The following is a 20,477-nucleotide window of genomic DNA, read 5'->3' as shown; positions in this document are numbered from 1 at the left end:
ATAAACGCTGTAATTCAGGCGGTTGCCTCTTATTTTCAGGGAGGTGCCTCCGCGATGATTGTCGGAAAGCTTGCTTTTTGAAGTGGGAACTTATAGACCCCCGCCACCATGCGAGCCATCGGACAGATCTCACACTCGATCGCTTCCCGGTTTTTGATGGCCGGCGCGGCACTGCTGACAGGGGCCTCCTTTGCCAGCGCGCGTCCCGCCACGCCAGCGCCCGTCTCTACAGACGATGGGCTGTCAGAGTCCGGAAGCACTACCAATGCCCGTCGGAATGGCGAGGAGGTGGCTATGCTTGCTGCTCCCTCACGCTCCGAAGGGCTGACCGAGGACAGGGCAGTTGTGCTGCCCCGTCCCCTGTCGTCCGATATGGCGACGCTTGTGCGTTCCATTTTCCGGCTTCAGCGTCAGGGGGCCTTCACGGAGGCCGTGTCCAGCACGACGCGGCTCACAGATGTCACGCTTCTGGGCGACCTGCTCGCCGAGCGCTTTCTCAGCCCTTCCTATCACGCTACCCCCGCTGAACTGCGGCGCTGGCTGCACGACCATTCGGATATGGCGGACGCGCCTGCCATCTATGCCCGACTGGTTTCTCTCTCGGAACGCGGTGCCACGATGCCGCCCGCACCCTCCACCGCGATGCTTGGTGGGGCGAGTGCTGGCGTGGCCAACGGGTCGGTCGAGCGGGCTTTCACACGCAATGCGCTTCTTGACCGCACGGTCGCGGAACGGGCGGGACAGGGTGTGAAGGGCGCGCATTCAGCGATGCACCTTGTGGCCATCACGCCCGGAATGTCGGCACCCTATGCTGCCCAACTGGGTGGTGAAGTGGCGCAAATCCTGCTGACGCAGGGCGCTTACGCCGATGCCGAGCAGATCGGACGCGAGGCTTTCGACCGCGCTGGTGGCAAAGTCGGTTTCCCCGGTTATATCGCGGGTCTTGCCGCGTGGTCGCAGCAGCGCACCCCTGAGGCCGTCGCGTTGTTCGAGAAAGCCTCTCGTGCTCCGCTGGCGACGCCGGAACTGATTTCTGCTTCTGCTTTCTGGGCCGCGAAGGGGCATCAGACCCTCGGCGAACTGACTTCTTTCCGCCCATGGCTGCAACGTGCACTGGCCGCGCCGACCAGCCTTTACGGCCTTCTTGCGCGCCGTATCATGGATCGCGTCCCACATCATCGGATGCGTGACGGTGCCGTGCAGGACGCTGCGCTAGAAATGTCAGCCGAGACGGCTCCTTCCGAGCCGCTGCTGACGGAAATTGATGTCGAGGCGGTTGCCGCCACGCCAGTGGGGCGTCGTGTCTTTGCTCTCCTTCAGGTTGGTGAGGAGGAGCGGGCCGAGAAGGCGCTCCGTCGTTACTGGCCGAAAGTTCAGCATGACGAGGCTCTGGCGCAGTCGCTCCAGCTTGTGGCGGCTTCGGCGGGTCTGCATGACCTTGCTCTGGAGATGGCAGATTCGATTCACGAGATGGATCAGGCTGCTGGGAAGCATGGTGAACTGCTGCCGCTTCCCGCTCTGCGGCCCCGTCATGGTTTTACTGTTGATCCCGCGCTGGTCTATGCCCTGACGCGGCTGGAATCGAACTTCGACGCAGGCGCCGTTTCAGGTGCTGGTGCACATGGACTGATGCAGATCCAGCCGGAAACGGCCGGTTTCGTGACGGGGCAGGGCAGCCGCTTCTCCTCTTCCCCGGAAGTGCTGCATGATCCGGCGCTCAATCTGGAAATCGGTCAGCGTTATGTGAAATATCTCGCCCATCTGAGTTGGGCGGGACAGGCTGCGCCAACCGGAGGCGATCTGATCCGTCTTCTGGCAAGCTACAACGCTGGTCCCACGGCGATTTTCCGTTGGGAAACCAGCGCAGGCGTCTCGGAAGATCCGCTGCTCTACATGGAGCGGCTGCCTAATCCGCAGACCCGCGCCTATGTAAATCAGGCGCTTTCCTATCTGTGGACCTATGCGGATCGGCTCGATCTGCCGACCCCCTCTCTCGAAGCGCTGGCAAATGGCGAGTGGCCTGCGTTTGGAGACGAACTGAAGCTGGCCACTTCACGCTGGCACAATACTCTGGCGTCCAACGCCGTATCGCAGACCATTCACTGATCGTTCTTCGGTCAGGCGGTGGCGCGTAGCCGCCGCCTGCTGAGGAGCGCCTGTCCGTTGACGAGTATGATTCCCAGCACGATCATGCCGGCTCCGAGGATAAAGGCCGGGTCCAGATGATCGTGCAGAACGATGACGCCCGCAGCGATTCCGAAAACCGGTGTCATGAAGGATAGCGTGCCGAGCCGGGAGGCGAGGTAGACGCGCAACAGCGCCAGCCACGCCAGAAAACTTCCGAAAGATATGAAGAGGGTCTGGAAGCCGAGATCGGCCAGCAGCATCGGTGTATAATGGGCGGATGTCTGACCAAGCAGCATGGTCATCATGGCAAGAAAAACTGCCGCTCCGCTAAGGTGACAGAACAGCGAGACACTGGCCGAAGCTGTGGATAGCGCGGAGAAACGCAGCACAAGAATGGTCATGGCCCACGAAGCTCCGGCGAGAACGCCGAGAAGGTCGCCCAGCCAGCCCAGCGGATAGATCTGCCCAGCACCGTGATGCTTGCCCAGAAAGGTGACTGCCACGCCAAGAAAGGCCACGCAGATTCCGGCTGCCTGCATCAGGTTCATCCGCTCTTCCGGCATCCTCCAGTGAAGCCCGAGCGCCGTGAAGATCGGTGCGGTGTACAGAAAGATCGAGACATGGGCGGCGCTCGTGTAGCGCAACGCTTCGCCGGTGAAGAAAAACTCCAGTCCGAACAGGAACCCGACTCCCAGCGCGGGCCAGCGCGGCACCCGCAGCAGTTCGCGCCCTTTGCGCTGCCAGAGAATCATGGTGCCTACCAGCATGGCTCCCAGCGTGCATCGGATCGTCATCTGCATGATGGGTGTCATGAGATCGGCGATAATCTTGATGAGAACCTGCTGAGACCCCCAGAGCGCGCAGAGGATGAGCATGATGAAAATGGCTTTGCTGTCGGGTTCCTTGCGGGCGGTCATAAGAGAAGGGCCTATGAGAACGGAGAAAAAATCCCGACACCACAGCTATGGCGGTTATTGGCTCGGGATTTTATTTCGACATCGTATCTTCATGAAAGGCAAGAGCGAGATCATTCAATGCGCGGGTTTTTGTTTTGGGACGTGACAATCGCCCCGTGCCTCGCTCCCGGCGCAAAGCTGCGTTAGAAGCATGGAACGCAGCGACAATAGAAGCGGACAGACAACGTGAGCCTCACCGAAATCGCGCATGCAAAGATCAATCTTTATCTCCACGTCACCGGCAAGCGCCCCGATGGCTATCATCTTCTCGATAGTCTCGTTGTTTTCGCGGGGGCAGGGGATCGGCTGACCTACGTGCCGTCCGGCTCTTCGCTGACGCTGGAGATCACCGGGCCATTTGGCAGGAAGCTGGCTGGGGAAGCGACGGACGATAATCTCGTCATGCGGGCTGCCCGTCTGCTGGCGGAAGGAACGGACGCGCCGCTGACCGGAAAGATCGTGCTGGAGAAAAACCTGCCAGTTGCTTCCGGCATTGGAGGCGGCTCGGCGGATGCGGCTGCAACACTCCGTCTCTTGGATCGCGCGTGGGATCTCCAGACGCCTATGGCGCGTATGCTGGAGATAGCAGAGCGACTTGGCGCCGATGTTCCCGTCTGTCTTGTCCAGCAACCCACCCGGATGCGGGGTATTGGAGAGCAACTCGACCCGGCGCCGGAATTGCCAGCCTGTGGCATGGTTCTGGTGAACTGTGGAGAAGCCGTTTCCACCCCCGCTATTTTCAAGGCGCGGAATGCGGCCTTCTCGTCCGAGGCTTTGCTGCCGATGGGCTGGCCCACAGTTCCCGCCATGACGGACGATCTGGCCCTGATGACCAATGATCTTGAGCCACCGGCCCGCACTCTCTGTCCCACGATCAGTCGGGTGCTTGACGCCATTGCCGATCTGCCGGGCTGCCGTCTCAGCCGTATGAGCGGATCGGGAGCGACCTGCTTCGGGCTGTTTGATTCCGCTGCCGATGCGGAGCAGGCGGCAGATCAACTCCGGCAGCAGGGTGATGCATGGTGGATCTGGGGCGGTGAGGTTCTGAGGCGCACAGTCTGATCGCGCCGCGCGCAGAGATGATTTCTCCTGCTTTCTTTCCTGCGCTATAATCCAGCGGAATTCCGAATCAGGTCTGATGCCCGGACCAGCGAACACGCGTGGGAAACATGACCAAGAAAACACCAAATCCGGACGTGGCGCTTTCTGTCGAGAGAGTGAAAGCTCCTCATATCCACATTGCTCCCTCTGAAGATCGGCAGCATGCCCACCTCGAAATTACTTCCGGGCGCAAGAAAATCGCCATCGATCTGACGGCTGCGGAACTGGCGGGTCTTATCACGGCTCTCGGGGCGGCCCGTCAGGCAATGCGCGGAACAGAACCACCGCCGATTGAAGGGGTGTCGGTCAATCCTGTGCGGCGCACCAACTGGGCGCTGCAACTGGACCCGGACTCGCAGGGGTCGATTCTGGCTTTCCAGCACCCGGCTTATGGCCCTGTTGGCATCGCTCTACCCCCTCAGGATTCCGCCACGCTGGCCAAGGGGCTGGCCTTGCACCAGCAACTTAACGCCGTTACGCTGAAAGCAGGCGGTCCAGCCAATTGAACCCAACCAGAGAGTGAGGTGATGAGGGGAAATGCTCCTCATCCGCAGGATTCGTGGTGGGTTGGATGCTTTAGCTGAAAGCATGGTTAATCATGGAGTGCCCGTCGGTGGATGGCCGAGCGGGAGGAGAGAGATGTGTCTGTAGAGATAGCGGTGTCCCGAGTGCCTGTGTTTAATGATGCGCAGGACGATCTCTCTTACTGGCAGGCCAATCCCGATATAGCCGCCTGTGGCATGACTGCATCGGATCATTACGCCCAGTTTGGGCGTCAGGAAGGCCGTATGCAGGCCGCCAATCAGCAGACGATCGCTGAAATCCGTGAAAAGAAACTGCGAAAAGTCCTGTTCAGGCAACAGCCTGTTTCACCCCGTCAGTGGGGAGAGCCTGCCAATTTCATTACGCCGGAAATAAAGAAGGAATTCCATATTCCGGACTTTCCTCCCATTTCCGCCCATGATTACGGGACATTCATCAGCGACATTCAGAAAGATCATCCGGATTGGATGTTTCTTGATGTGGGCGCAGGTTTGCGTAGCCACGTTAATGAGCATGTGGTGAATGTCGATATCTTCAACGCTCTGAGCACGGATGTCATCTGTGTCGGTGAAGATCTGCCCTTTGCCGACAATCAGTTTGATTACGTGATTTGTGGCGCGACACTGGAACATACGCGGCGTCCTTGGGAAGTTGCCGCTGAAATCTGTCGTGTTCTGAAGCCGGGTGGCGTGGCAAGAATTGATTATCCGTTTCTGCAACCGGAACATGGATACCCGTCGCATTATTTCAACGCGACAATGGAAGGGAACAAATCTCTTTTCGAGCAGTGGTGTGATATCCGACATGCAGAGGTGGGGCCGCATATGCATCCCATCCACAGTCTGGTCTGGTTTCTTCAGATATGGAGCCACGGACTGCCGGAAGAGACGCGGAAAGAATTCGCCAACAAGAAAATTGCCGATCTGCTTGACGCGAATGTCGGTGATTGGCTGAAAAGTGATATCTGCACGCAATTGTCGGCGGATACACAGAGAGTCATCTGTGCAGGCTCGACTATAGAAGCTGTAAAAAAAGACGGTTTTTCATTTTTTGGCAGTGAAAAAGAAGAGCAGTATAGAAATCAGGCGCAAGTCTATAAAAAAGCCTTCGAGACAGTGAAGGCATCGACGTCTTGGAAGATCACTGCTCCTCTCAGAAGAGCAGTGGAATTCCTGAAAAAAGGAGCCCGGTCAGGCTGACCGACTTACGCTCTGGCCGGTAATTTTCGTATCACGCTGGCAACATTCGCTGCCAGACTGCGATAGGCACGGCCAGCTTCACTGTCAGGTGCGCTGACGACGATAGGTGTGCCATCGTCCGCACTGAGCCGGATGTCTGCAAGCAGCGGAATTTCACCGAGGAACGGCACGCCCAGCCGCGCGGCTTCATCCCGTGCGCCCCCATGCCCGAAAAGGTCGGTGCGATGGTTGCAGTTTGGACAGCAGAAATAGGACATGTTCTCGACCAGCCCGAGCACCGGCACATTGGTCTTCTGGAACATCGCAACACCGCGGCGCGCGTCCAGCAGCGCAATGTCCTGCGGGGTGGAGACAATGATCGCTCCGTTCAACACGGCTTTCTGAGCGAGAGTCAGTTGTGCGTCACCGGTGCCGGGTGGCATGTCGATCACCATGACGTCGAGCGTGCCCCATTCGACATCGCCCAGCAGCTGTGTGATCGCGCCCATGACCATGGGGCCGCGCCAGATCATCGCCTGCGTCTCATCGACTAGCATCCCCAGCGACATCGCGCGGAGACCCCATGCCTCGACAGGGATCAATCTGCCGTCCCGGACTTCAGGCTTGCCTTTTGTGCCGAGCATCCGGGGCAGGGAAGGGCCGTGAATGTCCGCATCCATCAGGCCGACCGAGAGACCTTCCTGCGCCAGCCCTGCTGCAAGGTTTACGGCAGTGGTGGATTTGCCCACACCACCCTTGCCGGAGGCGACGGCAATCACGGCCTTCACGTGGGGTAGGAGTGGCCCGGACGTTTCCTTGCGACCGACGCCGCCAAGAGGGCGATGGCCACTGCTTCCCGGTGGGGAAGCAGCAGGCTGCGCGCGATGGGCTGTGAGCATGACGCTGGGCTGTAACCCCGGAAAAGCGCGGCTGAGGGCGGTTTCGATGACAGGAACGCACTTCTCCATCTCGGCCGCCTGACCTGCGGGCACGGCAAACGTCAGGCGAATGCGTCCGTTTTCCACGAGACAGGATTCAATCTGTCCCTGACGCAGGACTGACTCTCCTGTCGCCGGATTGATCGTGTTGCCAACAATCTGTTCGATACCCTCGCGGGTGGGGTCGGGGTGCTCCGCCATGACGCCGCCTTTTTTCTCTGGTGCGGTGTGTATATGGCGTCAAATTTCCTTCACGGCCAGTAGGCAGGAACCGCTTGTGTTTCCGGAAAGCAACGTTTTGCCAAAGTTTTAAGTCTACGTAACGTTTCTTTTCTGGCCTTCATCGGGCTGTCTTTAGGAGTGATATGTGGCATATGCCCACCGCAGCAATTCCTCATGCCGCCTTATTTCGGGATAAGACATGACGGTCACCCTTTCTTCTGCGATGTCAACCGATCCCAAAGCGGAGGGCAGGTCTGCTGCAGGCTCCATGACAGGAAGCGGACAGACAACTTCCGCGCAGGCAGCAAAGGCGGCACCGACCAGAAGAGCGCGCGATCATCGTGTCGATGCCCTCAGAGGCATCGCGCTGTTGATGATGTTCGTCGATCATATGCCGCAGGACTTGCTCAACCGGCTGACGATACGGAACCTTGGGTTTGCAGACGCCGCCGAGATCTTTGTGCTTCTGGCGGGTTATGCCTCTTGGCTGGCCTATGGACGCGGCTTTTCGAAATACGGCACTGGCGAGACGCTGCGTCGTATCGCTGCCCGCTGCGGCAAGCTTTATGTGGCCCAGACATTGATGTTGATCTCGTCTGTTGTCATCATCCGGACATGGCGTAACTTCACCCCCGTTCCAGTCGATTTTCTGGAACCGGAACTGGCGCACGGACTGGAAAATTTCTGGCGCGTCTTTCTGCTCGACGCCCTGCCATCGAACCTGAACATCCTGCCGCTCTACATGGTGCTGCTCGGCGTATTCCCGCTGATGTATGTGCTGATCAGGGTGAACCGTTTCGTTGCTCTCGGCCTGAGTGCGGCTCTGTGGCTGCTGATCAATCTTGATCCCACAGTGAATTTTCCCAACTGGCTTGATCCGGACGGCTGGTATTTCGATCCGCTCGCATGGCAGTTCCTGTTCATGCTGGGCGCCTGTGGAGCGATCGAGGCGGAGAAGCGGGGCGGCAACCTGCCGTCCTTTCCATGGCTGAAAATCGGTTGCTGCTGTTATCTGTTTTTCTCGCTTTTCGAGGCATTTCCGTGGGGGCAGTGGGGACTACCCGCTTTCCGGCCGTTCGATCTGACGTCTCCGAGCAAAAGCACGCTCGCCCCGTTGCGGCTGCTCGACGTGCTTTCAATCTTCTACCTCGTCCAGTCTTCCACTCTGGCGCGGACATTTTCCGAGACGCGCTTCGGACAGGCGCTTGCCCTTTGTGGACGTCACTCGCTGGAGGTCTTCACGGTGGGAACAGTGCTCGACCTGATCGGTCGCCTGATCTTCACGACGTTCGGTGAAGGATGGTTCCTCCAGGCGATCATCAACCTTGCAGGACTGTGGATACTCTACCGCGTCACTGTCGTGTATGAGCGCAAACGCAATCTGGCCCGTAGCCCGAAAGCTGCACCGGACAAGACCGCTCAGGGCGCGGCTTCCTGAAAAGCGCACGCTGACACGGACATTTGGCATTGCGGTCGACGTCCGTGGGCGTTTTCTCCGCACGATTACAGGAGTGACAGGATGAGCAATTTTCCACGTCTTACGCGCATGCTCCGTGAGGGAGAGCCTGTGCGGATTTGTCTGTTTGGCTCTTCCACCTGCGAAGGGATTGGCGCCAGCGCGCCGGAGAAGGGCCTGTGTCCCGTCGTCGAGCAGACGTTGCAGTATTATATGCCGAAGGGTGTGACGGTCATCAATCGCGGCATCGGCGGCAATGGGGCGAAGGAAATGCATGAACGCCTGCCGCAGGTGCTGGAGGATCGCGCTGATCTCGTCATCTGGCAGGGTGGCACCAATGATGTGTGGCAGGATATCCCGGTCTCGGCTTTCATCGATCAGACACGCGATGATCTGCAAACGTTGCGCCGGACTGGCTGCGATCTTGGCATGATGGGGCCGCAATGGGCCAAGATGATGGAAGAACATTCCCGCTTCGCCGCTTTCCGCGACGCCGTGCCAGCGCTGGCAATCGAACTCGGTATCCCGTTCTTTGATCGTTACACGCGGATGAAATCATGGTGCGCGGAATACGATATGACGCGCGACGAGCTTTCGCCGGACGGCCTGCATCTGGGAGATCGTGGGTATCAGTTGCTGGGCGAAGCCCTTGCTCACTGGATCGTCGATCTCACGGGAGCGCCAGTTGCCGCGCGTGGATGAGAGGCAGCAATAATACGTCGTATATGAGAAACTTTTGTGTTTCATCGACAGGCGATCCCTGAACGCTGATTTTCGGGGCCTGCGCTGCGCCGAAATGCTGTCACTCTGAATTCCATCAGCCCGAAATTCGAGCGGGCTTCACTTTTGCGGCAGGGAAGTTGAATGTCACGGAATGTCTCGCTACGGCGATGGAGCTTGGTCGCGTTGATTACGGGGCTTGCCCCGGCACTTCTGGAAGAGCCTGCCGCCGCCCGTCAGGCTCCAGCCCCGAAATCCTATGACAGCATCAATCGTTCCGATCAGGCGCTCGTCAATGATCTTGAGCGCCGCACCTTCGACTGGTTCTGGCAGGCGGCCGATCCCCACACGGGACTTGTGCCGGATCGCTATCCTTCGCCGCAGACATTCAGCAGCGTGGCATCGATCGGGTTTGGGCTGACGGCTTACGGGATCGGCGTTGAGCGCCATTACATCACGCGGGACCAGGCGGTGGAGCGTACGCTTGTGACCCTGCGTTATCTCAGCAATCTGCCGCAGAATGACAGCCCAACCAACGCCGCTGGGTATCACGGATTTTTCTATCATTTCCTGAACGAAAAGACCGGACTGCGTCTTAATCCCGATATTGAACTGTCCAGCATCGATACGGCATTGCTCATGCAGGGTATCATGTTTGCTGACAGCTTTTATGATCGGGATACGGATGCCGAAAAGGAAATCCGCAGTCTGGCACTTCAGCTTTATCGGTCTGTTGACTGGCAGTGGATGACACGTCCCGATAATCGCCTCAGCATGGGATGGGGGCCGGAACATCAGTTCATTTCGAACTATTGGGAGGGCTACAGCGAAGGCATGATGGCCTACATTCTGGGGCTTGGCGCACCAGATCATGCGTTGAAGCCGGTTTCATGGCAGGCTTGGCTCGCCACGAACGACAAGCGGTGGGGCAGCTATTATGGCCAGACCTTCCTCAACTTCGCACCGCTGTTCGGTCATCAATATACCCACGCATGGATCGATTTTCGCGGGATTCAGGATGACTGGGCCAGCGGCAAGAACATCGATTACTTCGAGAACAGTCGACGTGCCGCCTACGCGCAGCAGGCTTATGCGACTGCCAATCCCGGCAAATGGAAGGATTACAGCGCCACTATCTGGGGGCTGACTGCTTCTGACGGACCGGGAGAGGTGACAAAGCAAGTAGATGGTGAAGCTCGTCACTTCCTATCCTACTCCGCGCGTGGAACCGGCCGTGACTATGTGCAGGACGATGGCACGATCGCTCCCACGGCGGCGCTTGGTTCCATCGCCTTTGCTCCGGAAATTGTCGTGCCTGCGTTACACGATTTCAGAGGGCGTTATGGCGACCGGATTTATGGAAAATACGGCTTTGTGGATGCCTTCAATCCGACGTTCGATAATGGAAAAACCTTCTGGGTGGACAGCGAATATCTCGGAATCGATCAGGGTCCGATCCTTCTGATGATCGAAAACTGGCGCAGCGGTTTCGTGTGGAACGTGATGAAGCGTAATCCCTATATCCGCATGGGCTTGGTGCGGGCCGGCTTCCACGGCGGCTGGCTGGAACAGGAGGAGGCTCCGGAAGTGCATTCCAGTGTGACGAGCAAAGCCGGGAACGCATCGAAATTGTGAGAGAGTGGGGCGATCTGCCCCATCTCTGGTTGGCTGTTTTTTTCTCTCAAGACATAGCTGGCGGAGCTACATCGCTGTGCGGTAGTGGAATAAACTCGTCATGGTCTGCATCCGGCAGTTTCATGCGGCCAGCTTCCCAATCCTCGGCTGCCTGAGTGAGACGATCCTTTGAAGAACTGACAAAGTTCCAAAAGAGAAAACGCTCGCCAACGGGGTCGCCGCCCAGCACCATGGCGGTTGTTGGTTGCAGAGCCTGAAAGGATGAGGCGTCTGCGCCAAGAACCAGCATGCGTCCGGCTTCGTAGCGTTCGCCGCCAATCTTGATGGCGCCTTTGGCAATATAGAGGGCGCGTTCCGCATGTTGGGTTGGAATTTCCGCGCGGGCACCAGTCTCAAGTTCAAGGTGAGCGTAGAATAACGGGGAGTGGATGCGCGCTGCGGCCTGTAGTCCGTAGGCGCTCCCGGCAATCAACTGCCCACACACGCCGTCCGCATCCCATTGTGGAAGATCATTTCCTTCATGGTGAGAAAAGGACGGCGCGGTTTCTTCGGCTTCTTTCGGCAGAGCGACCCAGGCTTGGATACCGTGCAGATGGTCGCCAACCGCACGCGCCTTTTCGAAGCGTTCGCTGTGTGTGATCCCGCTTCCGGCAGTCATCCAGTTGACCTCCTGCGGACGGATGGCCTGCTCATAACCCAGACTGTCCCGGTGCATGATCTCGCCGGAAAAGAGATAGGTGATCGTCGAAAGTCCGATGTGTGGATGCGGGCGGACATCCACACTCTGGCTCACGCCGGGTGAGAGATCGAGCGGTCCGAGATGGTCGAAGAAAATAAACGGCCCAACCATCCGCCTGCGCGCGAAAGGAAGAACGCGCCCCACTTCCAGCCCACCTCCCAGACTGCGTCGACGCTGTTCGATCATCATGTCGATCATGCTGTTTCTTCCTTTTCGCGCGTTTATCCTGTCATTTCTGAACAAGAGGAATCAGGCTCGGATACGACCGAAACGGCCACTGTTGAAATCTTCGATGGCCTGATGGATTTCTTCCTGCGTGTTCATCACGAAAGGCCCATAGCCAGCGATCGGTTCGTTCAGCGGTTCGCCAGTCAGGATGAGGAAGCTGCTTTCTTCTCCTGCCTGCAACGTAACGGTCGTTCCTTCCCTTCCCAGTAGAGCGAACTGCGCACTTCCGAGTTCCTGCGCGCCATTCACAATCAGCCGTCCTTCCAGCGAGACGATAGCGGTGTTGTGTCCCTCCGGCAGCGTCAGTGTGATCTGAGCGCCCGCATGCAGCACCCCGTCCCAGACATTCAATGGCGAGAAGATCCGTGCCGGGCCCTTTTGTTCCTCATACTCCCCGGCGATGACACGCAGATGGCCTGCTCCATTGGGCAGCGGAACAGTGGGAATATCTGCCGCCAGCAGGGTCTGATAGGCTGCTGGTGTGTTCTTGTCCTTTGCTGGCAGATTGACCCACAATTGGACCATGCGGAACGCACCACCGGACTGCGCGTAGGAGGCCGAGTGAAACTCCTCGTGCTGGATGCCATTGCCCGCCGTCATCCACTGCACGTCCCCCGGACCGATGACGCCTCCGCCACCGGAAGAGTCGCGATGCTCGACTTCACCGTCGTAAACGATCGTGACGGTTTCGAAGCCTTTGTGAGGATGGGCGCCCACACCGCGCCTTGCCGTGGTGGGGCCGAACGCGTGTGGTCCTGCATAATCCAGCAGCAGGAACGGACTCAGATGTTCGCCGAAGCTGTTGTAGGAAAACAGGGAGCGCACGGGAAAGCCGTCCCCAACCCAGTGTCCCCGATCATTGCCGTAATGGCCAAGAATTTTCTTGTGCATTGTCTTGTTCCCTCTGTTGGAAGAACGTTGTTTCGTATGAAGGAAACATGGGGGACGGCGTGCGTTCCATGAAGATTGTAAAATCGAACAGACCGTTCTACTGATGAGACGATGAAGGATCTCAACGATCTCTATTATTTCGTGCAGGTCGTCCGTTATGGAGGCTTTGCGGCGGCAGCGCGCGAGACCGGCCTCCAGAAGTCCCTGCTCAGCCGCAGGGTGCGGTTGCTGGAAGATCGACTGGACACATTGCTGATCCAGCGCTCATCACGCCATTTCTCCGTAACCGAAGTCGGGCGCGGCTTTTATGAACGGTGCGTGGCTGTTCTGGAAGATGCTGAGGCTGCGGAACAGGCCGTCACCCGGCTGCATGCCGAACCGTGCGGTGTCATCCGGCTCAGTTGTCCCATTGCATTACTGAACTTCCAGTTCGGCGCCTTGCTGGCGAAGTTCATCATGCGCTTTCCGGCCGTAACCTTGAACCTCGAAAGTACCAACCGGCGTGTCGATGTGTTGGAAGAAGGGTTTGATCTCGCCATTCGTGTGCGTTTTCCACCTCTGGAGCCAGAAGATCTGGTCATGCGGGTTCTGGACACCAGCACGCAATGCCTTGTTGCGGCACCGTCCCTTGTGTCTGCGCCGCTTGCTTCTCCCGTCGATCTGAACGGGCTGCCAAGCCTTGATTTCCGAACCGGACCAGCCAGCCATTCCTGGGTTCTGGAAGGGGAAGAAGGCGAGACGGCGACGATTTTTCACGAACCCCGTCTGGCCACTGATAATATGGATGTTCTGCGCGAAGCGACGCTGGTGGGCGTGGGCGTCGTGCAGTTGCCAACAATGATGGTGTGGCGCGATGTCAGGGAAGGGAATCTGATTCAGGTGCTCCCTGAATGGCGGCCCCGCGCGGGTATCATCCACGCGGTTTTTCCATCGAGACGCGGACTTTCTTCCGCAGTTCGAACATTGATTGATTTTCTAGTCACTGAATGTGCTGCCCAACGTCAGGATGCTGCGCATATTCTTGCCGTTTGATGCTGAAGTTCAGGATGCTGGCTGGTTCTGAGTGTAGCTCGTGATCAGGTTGTGATAATCGGGAATATGCTGGGAAAACAGTTCCCCGAGCCCCTCGATGTCATTGCGCCAGTCACGATGCAGTTCGCACGCAACGCCGAACCATGTCATGAGTTGTGCGCCCGCAGCGACCATACGCTGCCACGCGGCGTTTCGGGTCATTTCGTTGAATGTGCCGGAGGCGTCCGTGACGACGAATACGTCAAAATCTTCAGCAAGAGCGGAAAGAGCCGGAAAGCATACGCAGACTTCGGTCACTACGCCTGCCACGATCAGTTGTTTCCTGCCCGTGGCTTTGACGGCTTTGACGAAATCCTCGTTGTCCCACGCGTTGATCTGTCCCGGCCGGGCGATAAAGGGGGCGGCGGCAAAAAGCTTTTTCAGTTCGGGAACGATCGGCCCATTGGGGCCCTGTTCGAAACTGGTCGTCAGGATTGTGGGTAGGTTGAAATATTTGGCGAGATCGCCCAGCGCGAGCACATTGTTCTTGAACTTGTCGGGATCGATATCGCGTACGAGTGAAAGAAGGCCTGTCTGATGATCGATCAGCAGGACGGCAGCTTCATCCTTGTTGAGACGTACATATGGTTTGGTCATGACATCAGTTCCTTGCGGGGTTCAGTTGAATGCCTCCCTGTTTGATAAGGAGGCATTCGCCGATGTCTGAACGTTGCATGAGGCTGCTACGTTCATGGAAGCAACTGATATGAAACAGAGCGTTCCCGGAATGGGACGATCGTGAAACGCGCCCTTATTCCGTAACGGGGGAGCGTTTCAGCAGAAACAGTGCAAACAGATAGACCAGCAGGCCACCGGCCGAGAGCAGGGCCGCGCCGATGCCGAGCGATCCGTAGCCGTAGTTGTTGGCAAGCAGGATGCTGCCAACTGAAGCGCCCGCCGCGTTCGCGACATTGAAGGCGGAATGGTTGAGAGAGGCCGCAAGCGTCTGCGCATCTCCCGCAAAATCCATCAGACGGGTCTGAAGCGCCGGACCAAGTGCATTGACGAAGGTGGGGATCAGGAAAACGATTACGAAAAGCGCTGGAACGCTGTGAAGCACGGACGAGAAAGCGAGCATGACCACCGCACTGCCAGCGAGGGCGATGATCGCGGCGAGGGAGAGGTTGCGGTCAACGAGCCACGCCCCTGCATTTGCGCCAGCCAGCATGCCCGCACCCCAGACAATCATGAACGCCATGATCTCCCATTCAGGAACATGCGTGACGTTTTGCAGAACGCTGGTCAGATACGTGTAGATCATGAACATGCCGCCGAAGCCAATGGCGGCAGTGGTCAATGTCAGAATGACCTGTGCGTTGAAGAGGGCAGTCACTTCCCGGAGCGGCGAGTTGGCGCGATTGGGAGAGTCGGCGGGAATGTAACGCCACACGCCAGCGAACAGGAGCAGGCCGCACAACCCGATGATCAGATAGGACACGCGCCAGCCGAAATGGTTGGCGGCGAAGGTCGACAGAGGCGCGCCGACCAGCGTGGCTATGGCGATACCGGAGAGAACGCGGCCGACCGCCCAGCCGCGCCGGGAGCGGTCCACCATCGTGGCAGCCACAAGCGCCGAGATGCCGAAAAGGGCGCCATGCGGCAGACCGGTGATGAAACGGGCGATCTCAATGAGTCCCGCTGTCGGCATGGCGACGCTGAGAATATTGCCGAAGCAGAACAGGATGTAGAGCGAGAGCAGAAGTTCACGTCGGGAGAGACGCGCGCCAAGAATGGTAATGAGCGGCGCGCCGACCACCACACCAAGCGCATAGGCGGTAATGGCATATCCGGCGTCCGCCGTTGTAAGTTTCAGCGAAGAGGCAAACTCGGGCAGCATGCCCATGATGGCGAACTCACCCGTTCCCACCACGAATGTGCCGAATGTAAGGACGGCGAAAGCGGCAGCCGTTCCGTGGGGCGGTGGAACGAGAGCGGTCGAGAGGCCGGCGGGCGCGGTATCTGTGGTCATGAGAAGGTCCGGGATGGAGATCAGGTGGAAAGAAGGCGTGCTGCGGTGCGGGCGATGGCGATGTCTTCCTCGGTCGTCGCGCCGGACACACCAATTGCGCCTGCAATGGCGCCGTCAGAAGTTTTCAGGAGGAGACCTCCACCGAAGCTGGTGAGGCCACCATTGGTGTTTTCCAGCGAGTAGGCAGCGCCATCGGGGTGGGCAATTTTTGCAAAAGCTTCCGTGTCCATCTGAAAGAGGACGGCGGTTTTAGCCTTTTTGCTGCTGACGTCAATCACGCCGAGGGGTGCGCCATCCATCCGGATGAAGGCGACAGGCCACGCCGCCGCATCGACAACCGTTATGCAGACGGAAGCATTCAGTCTTGTGGCCTCGGCCAGAGCGGCGTCGATCATGGCGGAAGCAGTCGCGAGTTTCATCCTGTTGTCAGATCCTGTTGTTGCGGGAAGAAACACGCACGCTAACGGGACTGGCTCTGGAGGAAAGGGGGCGGATCGTGAAATGCCGCTTTGTTCAACATTATTGAACAGAAGGTGTCGGCATTTCCATCATCATCCAGGCGAGGCGGATGAGTTTCCCGCGAGGGAGTTCGGCTGCCGGGCCGGTGACGCAGAGACTGGCGTGAACATCGCCGTTTTCGCGCCAGGGTATGGCCACCCCATTGATGCCCGGATGATAATTTTCGAGATCGAGAGCATAGCCCTTGGCGCGGGTCTCTTCGATCCGCTCCCGTGTGGCATGATCGGGCATGTCGGCCGCCGTGGCCGCAAGACGTTTGGCCATGCCGGGAATGAAGGCAAGGAAGATGAGCCCAACGGCCGATCCTTCCAGTTTTTCCCGAAAAGGAGCGGGTGCGCTGGTCGCTTCAGGGTGTCTGAAGTCGACAATGTCGAGATAAGCGACTTCATCGCCCGCCGGGACAGCGAGCCACGCAGTATGTCCGGTTCTGCGCGCAATGGCCTCCATCGTCGGACGCAACTTTGCGCGCGTGGCGCTGTCGTTCCCGGCGATACGGGCAAGGTTCAGGATACTGCTGCCAAGATAATAGCGTGTGTCGCCCGATCGACGCCGGACGTAGCCGAGATGATCGAGGGTCTGGAGCAGATTGTGGGCGGTGGTTTTACCGATTCCGGCAAGGGCGGCGATCTGCTTCAGTGAAGCCGCGCCCCCTTGGCGGGCAATGATTTCCAGTATGGCCGTAGCACGTTCGACGGACTGGATGAGACGTGGCCCAGTGGGGCCGGAAGAAGAAGAGGACTGCATTTCAGGCCACTCCCCTCTTCCCCGGCATTCCGTGGTGTTTAGTGACGCCCGCGTTTTGCGCCACGCAGGGCGTGCATGGCGAACACCCCGACACCCAGCAGGATGGCGGCAAATGTCTGGTGTACAGTTCCCGCCCAGACGGGCACGACCAGCAGGAGTGTGGTGACGCCCAGCGCATACTGGACCAGCACGGCCCATCCGAGCAGTGCGACGGCAGCATGGGCACGGGTGGTCAGACGGGACTTCATGCCAAACAGAACGGTCAGGCCGATCATCAGCGCTGTCACAGTGGCCAGCAGACGATGGTCGAACTGCACGGCCGGAATGTTGGCGACCCAGTTGTGCCAGAACGGACTCAGCTTCGCGTAGCCTTCCGGAATCAGGTGACCTTCCATGAGGGGGAAGGTGTTGTAGGCGAAACCGGCATGTGTGCCTGCCGTGAAGCCACCGGCAACGATGGTCAGGCCGATCAGCATCAGAGCTACATGCAGCGTGTTTCTCGTGCGGCGCGCGCCGGGAAGGTCAGGCTGTGGCTCGGGGAGGGGAAAGCGCACGGAGAGTGCGGTCCAGAGAATGGCGACATAGAGCAGAAGCGCCATGCCAAGATGCAGCACCAGCCGCACTGGCTCCACCGCGGTGCTGTCAGGGCGGAAGCCGGAGGCCACCATGAACCAGCCGATGGCGCCCTGAAGGCCGCCAAGGACGAAAAACACGACCAGTCGCAGGATGAGGCCCCGTGTCAGCACCCGCTTTACGGCGAAATAGATGATGCCGCCGAGCAGATTGATACCCATGATCCGGCCCCAGAAGCGGTGGGTCCACTCCAGCCAGAAGATCTTCTGGAAACCGGCAAGGCCGAAACCTTCATGCAGGATCTTGTATTGTGGGATGCCCTGATACAGCGCGAACTGACGCTCCCATTCCGCATGGCTCAAGGGTGGCAGGATGCCTGTCACCGGCCGCCAGTCCATGATCGACAGACCCGAACCGGTGAGGCGCGTCGCGCCGCCGAGGGCGATCATGCCGAGCAGCATGACGCAGATACTCAGAAGCCAGTTCGAGACGTGGCGACGGTTGCGCATGGTCATGCCGTCGACGACCGTCATGTCGTTCGTCTGGGGCGGAAAGGAGGAGCGTGTGTCGGACATGCCCGTCCGTTTACCGCGCTCTTGCAACCGTGAGCAAGGAGGTGTTACCGCGCGGGTTCAATGCAACGTCCGTCGCGGAGCAGAATGGGAATGGGTAGCCGAAACGCTGCTCCCGCGGACGAGGGTTCGGCGGGAGGTTCTCTCCTTCGTCCGGTGGTGATGCTGGTCATTCTCGTGGCGGGGGCGGTGGCGCTTCGCAAGGTGCCCTTCTTCCATACGATTCTCAGTGATACGGCGCTGTTGCGGCAGGGGGCGGCGGGCCGTGGCTGGTTCGTGTTCGCCGCGTCGCTGTGGTGTCTTTTCGGCCTCCCCCGTCAGGTTCCGTGTTTCATCGCCGGCCTTGCCTACGGGCTGTTGGAAGGCACGGCGCTGGCATCACTCTGCACCGTCATCGGCGCCGTGGGGTGTTTTTCATGGGCCCGATGGGGTGGCCGCGAATGGGGTGAACGCATGCTGGCCCGACGGGCTGAGGACCCCGGCTTTCTGATTCGTCATCTCGGTCGAGTCTCGACTATGTTAAAACGTCATCCGTTCGAGACGATTGTCATGCTACGGCTGCTGCCTGTCGGGTCCTCTCTGTTGCTGAACCTGTTCTCCGGCGTGGCCGGGGTGGCGTTCCTACCTTTTATGGCGGCGACCCTGATCGGAAGCCTCCCGCAGACCGTCATCTTCGTGACGCTCGGCTCCGGTGTTCAGTTTGGCGGCCCATGGCGCACTGTTGTCGCCATCATCCTGTTTGTCGCCTCTGCATGGTTGGGATACCGGCTGCTGCGTCGTGTGACGGTTGAATGAAGCCTTTGTTTCGATCAGCCCTTTCTGCCTGTCGATGGCTGCCATTCCCGACGAAGAAATGTTTTTGTCGATAAAATCCTCATATTTATGAGCTTCTCTTCTCCTCCACGCCCCTCACCACCAATTGGGAGCCCCCATGGCATCCAGTTTCCAGTTTCCTCAGCGTAAAGCTGACAGGAACTACGATGCGCCACGGAGTGTGCCGGGCTGGCTGCCCGTTCTGCTCGGTTTTCTGACAGCCGTCGGTCCTATTTCCACGGACATCTATCTGCCAGCCTTCCCGGCGATGGTGAGAAGCCTGCACACGAGTCTTTCCTCGGTGCAGATGACGCTTTCCATCTGGTTCGTCGGACTGGCCATTGGTCAGTTGACTATAGGACCGCTGTCCGACCGCTTCGGACGTCGTGGCCCGCTCATTGCCGGCAATGCGATTTTTGCGATCAGCTCCGCAATCTGCGCCGCAGCTCCGGACATCCTTACCTTCAGTGTCGCCCGTTTCGTCGCCTCTGTGGGCGCATCGGCCAGTCTGGTGATTCCCACGGCCTGCGTGCGCGATCTTGTGCCGGATCAGCGCGAAGGCGCGAAAATGATGTCGCGGCTGGTGATGGTCATGGGGGTGGTGCCCATCCTTGCTCCCATGCTCGGCGGCATTGTCGTGACGTTCGTGTCGTGGCGCGTGATCTTCTGGGCATCGGCGGTCTACGGGCTGATCTCTGTCATTCTGGTGGCGCGGGTGCTGCCGGAAACGCTGGAGGCGGACAAGCGTCAGCGTGTGTCAGGCATTACACTCATCACCCGGTATTTCACGCTGCTGCGGCATCGGGGCTTTGTGTCCCATGCCCTGATTTCCAGCTTTTCGACCTTCCTGTCCTTCAGTTACCTGACAGCGGCCTCTCCCATCTTCATCAATGGCTTCGGGTTCACGCCCTTCCATTTTTCCATGCTGTTCGGGTTGTTCGCCGTTTTCATGATCGGGGCTTCACAGGTCAATGGAGCGCTGGTCAGCCGCTTTGACCCCGCCAGAATTCTTACTGTGGCGGTTGCGGTTTCCACCTTCGGTAGCCTTGCCCTTCTGGCTGTTTCGCTCTGGCTGGGCGTGCATCCGCCCGTGACGACCGGTTTGTCCGCCAGTATCGGGGTGGTCATTCTCACGATGCTCATCACACTCAGTCCGACCGGTGTGATCTATCCGAATGCGACGATGGGCGCGCTGGCGGACCATGCGCATATGGCGGGCACGGCTTCTGCTCTGACAGGCACGATGCAGTATATTTTCGGCGCCGTGGCTGGTGTGCTGATTGGCTCGCTTTCTTCAAAGGGTGTTCTTGGCGACGCAACACCATTGCCGATGGCGGTCGGCATGGTCGTGGGAGCGATTGCAATGGTGATATGTCTGCCGCTTCGCCCTGCGCGCAAATAAAGCAAAAGATTTCACTCTCTTCTTGCGCGTCTCTCTTTGGTTACAGCTTTGACGTTTTCCGTGATATGACGATGTTATAA

The 20,477-nt window shown here is 58.7% G+C and carries 19 protein-coding genes; 10 read left to right on the top strand and 9 right to left on the bottom strand.

Annotated elements, in window-relative coordinates; all coding sequences use genetic code 11:
* Positions 1 to 108: 108 nt before the first annotated feature.
* Positions 109 to 2,106: a transglycosylase SLT domain-containing protein gene (locus tag ABF824_RS00380; protein ID WP_415485814.1), complete on the top strand. Its 1,998-nt coding sequence runs from the start codon at positions 109 to 111 to the stop codon at positions 2,104 to 2,106.
* A gap of 11 nt (positions 2,107 to 2,117) precedes the next feature.
* Here the strand turns inward: ABF824_RS00380 and ABF824_RS00375 are convergent, their stop codons facing one another.
* A complete protein-coding gene (locus ABF824_RS00375) occupies positions 2,118 to 3,044 on the bottom strand; it encodes a DMT family transporter (RefSeq protein ID WP_415485813.1) in 927 nt (308 codons plus the stop codon).
* A gap of 225 nt (positions 3,045 to 3,269) precedes the next feature.
* Between ABF824_RS00375 and ABF824_RS00370 the strand changes: the two genes are divergently transcribed.
* From ABF824_RS00370 to ABF824_RS00360, 3 genes are all read left to right on the top strand, one after another.
* Entirely contained in the window at positions 3,270 to 4,145 is an 876-nt protein-coding gene (locus tag ABF824_RS00370; RefSeq protein ID WP_415485812.1) for a 4-(cytidine 5'-diphospho)-2-C-methyl-D-erythritol kinase, read from the top strand.
* Between the two features lie 107 nt (positions 4,146 to 4,252).
* Positions 4,253 to 4,690 carry a hypothetical protein gene (locus ABF824_RS00365; protein WP_415485811.1) on the top strand — a complete coding sequence of 146 codons (438 nt, stop codon included), beginning with the start codon at positions 4,253 to 4,255 and terminating at the stop codon, positions 4,688 to 4,690.
* Positions 4,691 to 4,825: 135 nt separating this feature from the next.
* Entirely contained in the window at positions 4,826 to 5,926 is a 1,101-nt protein-coding gene (locus ABF824_RS00360) for a class I SAM-dependent methyltransferase (protein ID WP_415485810.1), read from the top strand.
* Between the two features lie 5 nt (positions 5,927 to 5,931).
* Here the strand turns inward: ABF824_RS00360 and ABF824_RS00355 are convergent, their stop codons facing one another.
* Positions 5,932 to 7,044, bottom strand: coding sequence for an Mrp/NBP35 family ATP-binding protein (locus ABF824_RS00355; protein WP_415485809.1), 1,113 nt, complete (start codon positions 7,042 to 7,044; stop codon positions 5,932 to 5,934).
* A 289-nt stretch (positions 7,045 to 7,333) separates the two neighbouring features.
* Here ABF824_RS00355 and ABF824_RS00350 point away from each other — a divergent pair, with 289 nt between their 5' ends.
* The 3 genes from ABF824_RS00350 to ABF824_RS00340 all read left to right on the top strand — a co-directional run bounded on the left by ABF824_RS00350 (position 7,334) and on the right by ABF824_RS00340 (position 10,876).
* Positions 7,334 to 8,503 (top strand): OpgC family protein, encoded by a 1,170-nt coding sequence (locus tag ABF824_RS00350; RefSeq protein ID WP_415485828.1) that lies wholly within the window; start codon positions 7,334 to 7,336, stop codon positions 8,501 to 8,503.
* Between the two features lie 81 nt (positions 8,504 to 8,584).
* Positions 8,585 to 9,223 carry an SGNH/GDSL hydrolase family protein gene (locus ABF824_RS00345; RefSeq protein WP_415485808.1) on the top strand — a complete coding sequence of 213 codons (639 nt, stop codon included), beginning with the start codon at positions 8,585 to 8,587 and terminating at the stop codon, positions 9,221 to 9,223.
* Positions 9,224 to 9,385: 162 nt separating this feature from the next.
* Complete coding sequence (locus tag ABF824_RS00340) at positions 9,386 to 10,876, top strand: glucoamylase family protein (RefSeq protein WP_415485807.1); 1,491 nt, start codon at positions 9,386 to 9,388, stop codon at positions 10,874 to 10,876.
* Positions 10,877 to 10,922: 46 nt separating this feature from the next.
* Here the strand turns inward: ABF824_RS00340 and ABF824_RS00335 are convergent, their stop codons facing one another.
* Positions 10,923 to 11,813 (bottom strand): pirin family protein, encoded by an 891-nt coding sequence (locus ABF824_RS00335; RefSeq protein WP_415485806.1) that lies wholly within the window; start codon positions 11,811 to 11,813, stop codon positions 10,923 to 10,925.
* A 51-nt stretch (positions 11,814 to 11,864) separates the two neighbouring features.
* The gene (locus ABF824_RS00330; RefSeq protein WP_415485805.1) at positions 11,865 to 12,734 is read right to left on the bottom strand and encodes a pirin family protein; all 870 of its coding nucleotides are present in this window, start codon (positions 12,732 to 12,734) and stop codon (positions 11,865 to 11,867) included.
* A gap of 111 nt (positions 12,735 to 12,845) precedes the next feature.
* Between ABF824_RS00330 and ABF824_RS00325 the strand changes: the two genes are divergently transcribed.
* Positions 12,846 to 13,766 (top strand): LysR substrate-binding domain-containing protein, encoded by a 921-nt coding sequence (locus ABF824_RS00325; RefSeq protein WP_415485804.1) that lies wholly within the window; start codon positions 12,846 to 12,848, stop codon positions 13,764 to 13,766.
* 9 nt (positions 13,767 to 13,775) lie between these two features.
* On the opposite strand, the gene ycaC is transcribed toward ABF824_RS00325, so the two are convergent.
* From ycaC to ABF824_RS00300, 5 genes are all read right to left on the bottom strand, one after another.
* Positions 13,776 to 14,402, bottom strand: a complete 627-nt coding sequence (gene ycaC / locus ABF824_RS00320) for an isochorismate family cysteine hydrolase YcaC (RefSeq protein ID WP_415485803.1) — start codon at positions 14,400 to 14,402, stop codon at positions 13,776 to 13,778.
* Positions 14,403 to 14,556: 154 nt separating this feature from the next.
* Positions 14,557 to 15,774: an MFS transporter gene (locus ABF824_RS00315; protein WP_415485802.1), complete on the bottom strand. Its 1,218-nt coding sequence runs from the start codon at positions 15,772 to 15,774 to the stop codon at positions 14,557 to 14,559.
* A 20-nt stretch (positions 15,775 to 15,794) separates the two neighbouring features.
* Complete coding sequence (locus ABF824_RS00310) at positions 15,795 to 16,193, bottom strand: GlcG/HbpS family heme-binding protein (RefSeq protein ID WP_415485801.1); 399 nt, start codon at positions 16,191 to 16,193, stop codon at positions 15,795 to 15,797.
* A gap of 100 nt (positions 16,194 to 16,293) precedes the next feature.
* Positions 16,294 to 17,037 (bottom strand): IclR family transcriptional regulator, encoded by a 744-nt coding sequence (locus ABF824_RS00305; RefSeq protein ID WP_415485800.1) that lies wholly within the window; start codon positions 17,035 to 17,037, stop codon positions 16,294 to 16,296.
* A 38-nt stretch (positions 17,038 to 17,075) separates the two neighbouring features.
* Complete coding sequence (locus tag ABF824_RS00300; RefSeq protein WP_415485827.1) at positions 17,076 to 18,125, bottom strand: COX15/CtaA family protein; 1,050 nt, start codon at positions 18,123 to 18,125, stop codon at positions 17,076 to 17,078.
* Positions 18,126 to 18,275: 150 nt separating this feature from the next.
* Between ABF824_RS00300 and ABF824_RS00295 the strand changes: the two genes are divergently transcribed.
* Positions 18,276 to 18,977, top strand: a complete 702-nt coding sequence (locus ABF824_RS00295) for a TVP38/TMEM64 family protein (protein WP_415485799.1) — start codon at positions 18,276 to 18,278, stop codon at positions 18,975 to 18,977.
* A gap of 136 nt (positions 18,978 to 19,113) precedes the next feature.
* Entirely contained in the window at positions 19,114 to 20,397 is a 1,284-nt protein-coding gene (locus ABF824_RS00290) for a multidrug effflux MFS transporter (RefSeq protein WP_415485798.1), read from the top strand.
* The last annotated feature ends 80 nt before the right edge of the window (positions 20,398 to 20,477 follow it).

It is taken from the genome of Acetobacter sp., from assembly GCF_047721705.1.
Lineage (GTDB): Bacteria > Pseudomonadota > Alphaproteobacteria > Acetobacterales > Acetobacteraceae > Acetobacter.
Note: the sequence above shows the minus strand (reverse complement) of the source record. Positions and strands in the feature narration are given on the sequence as shown.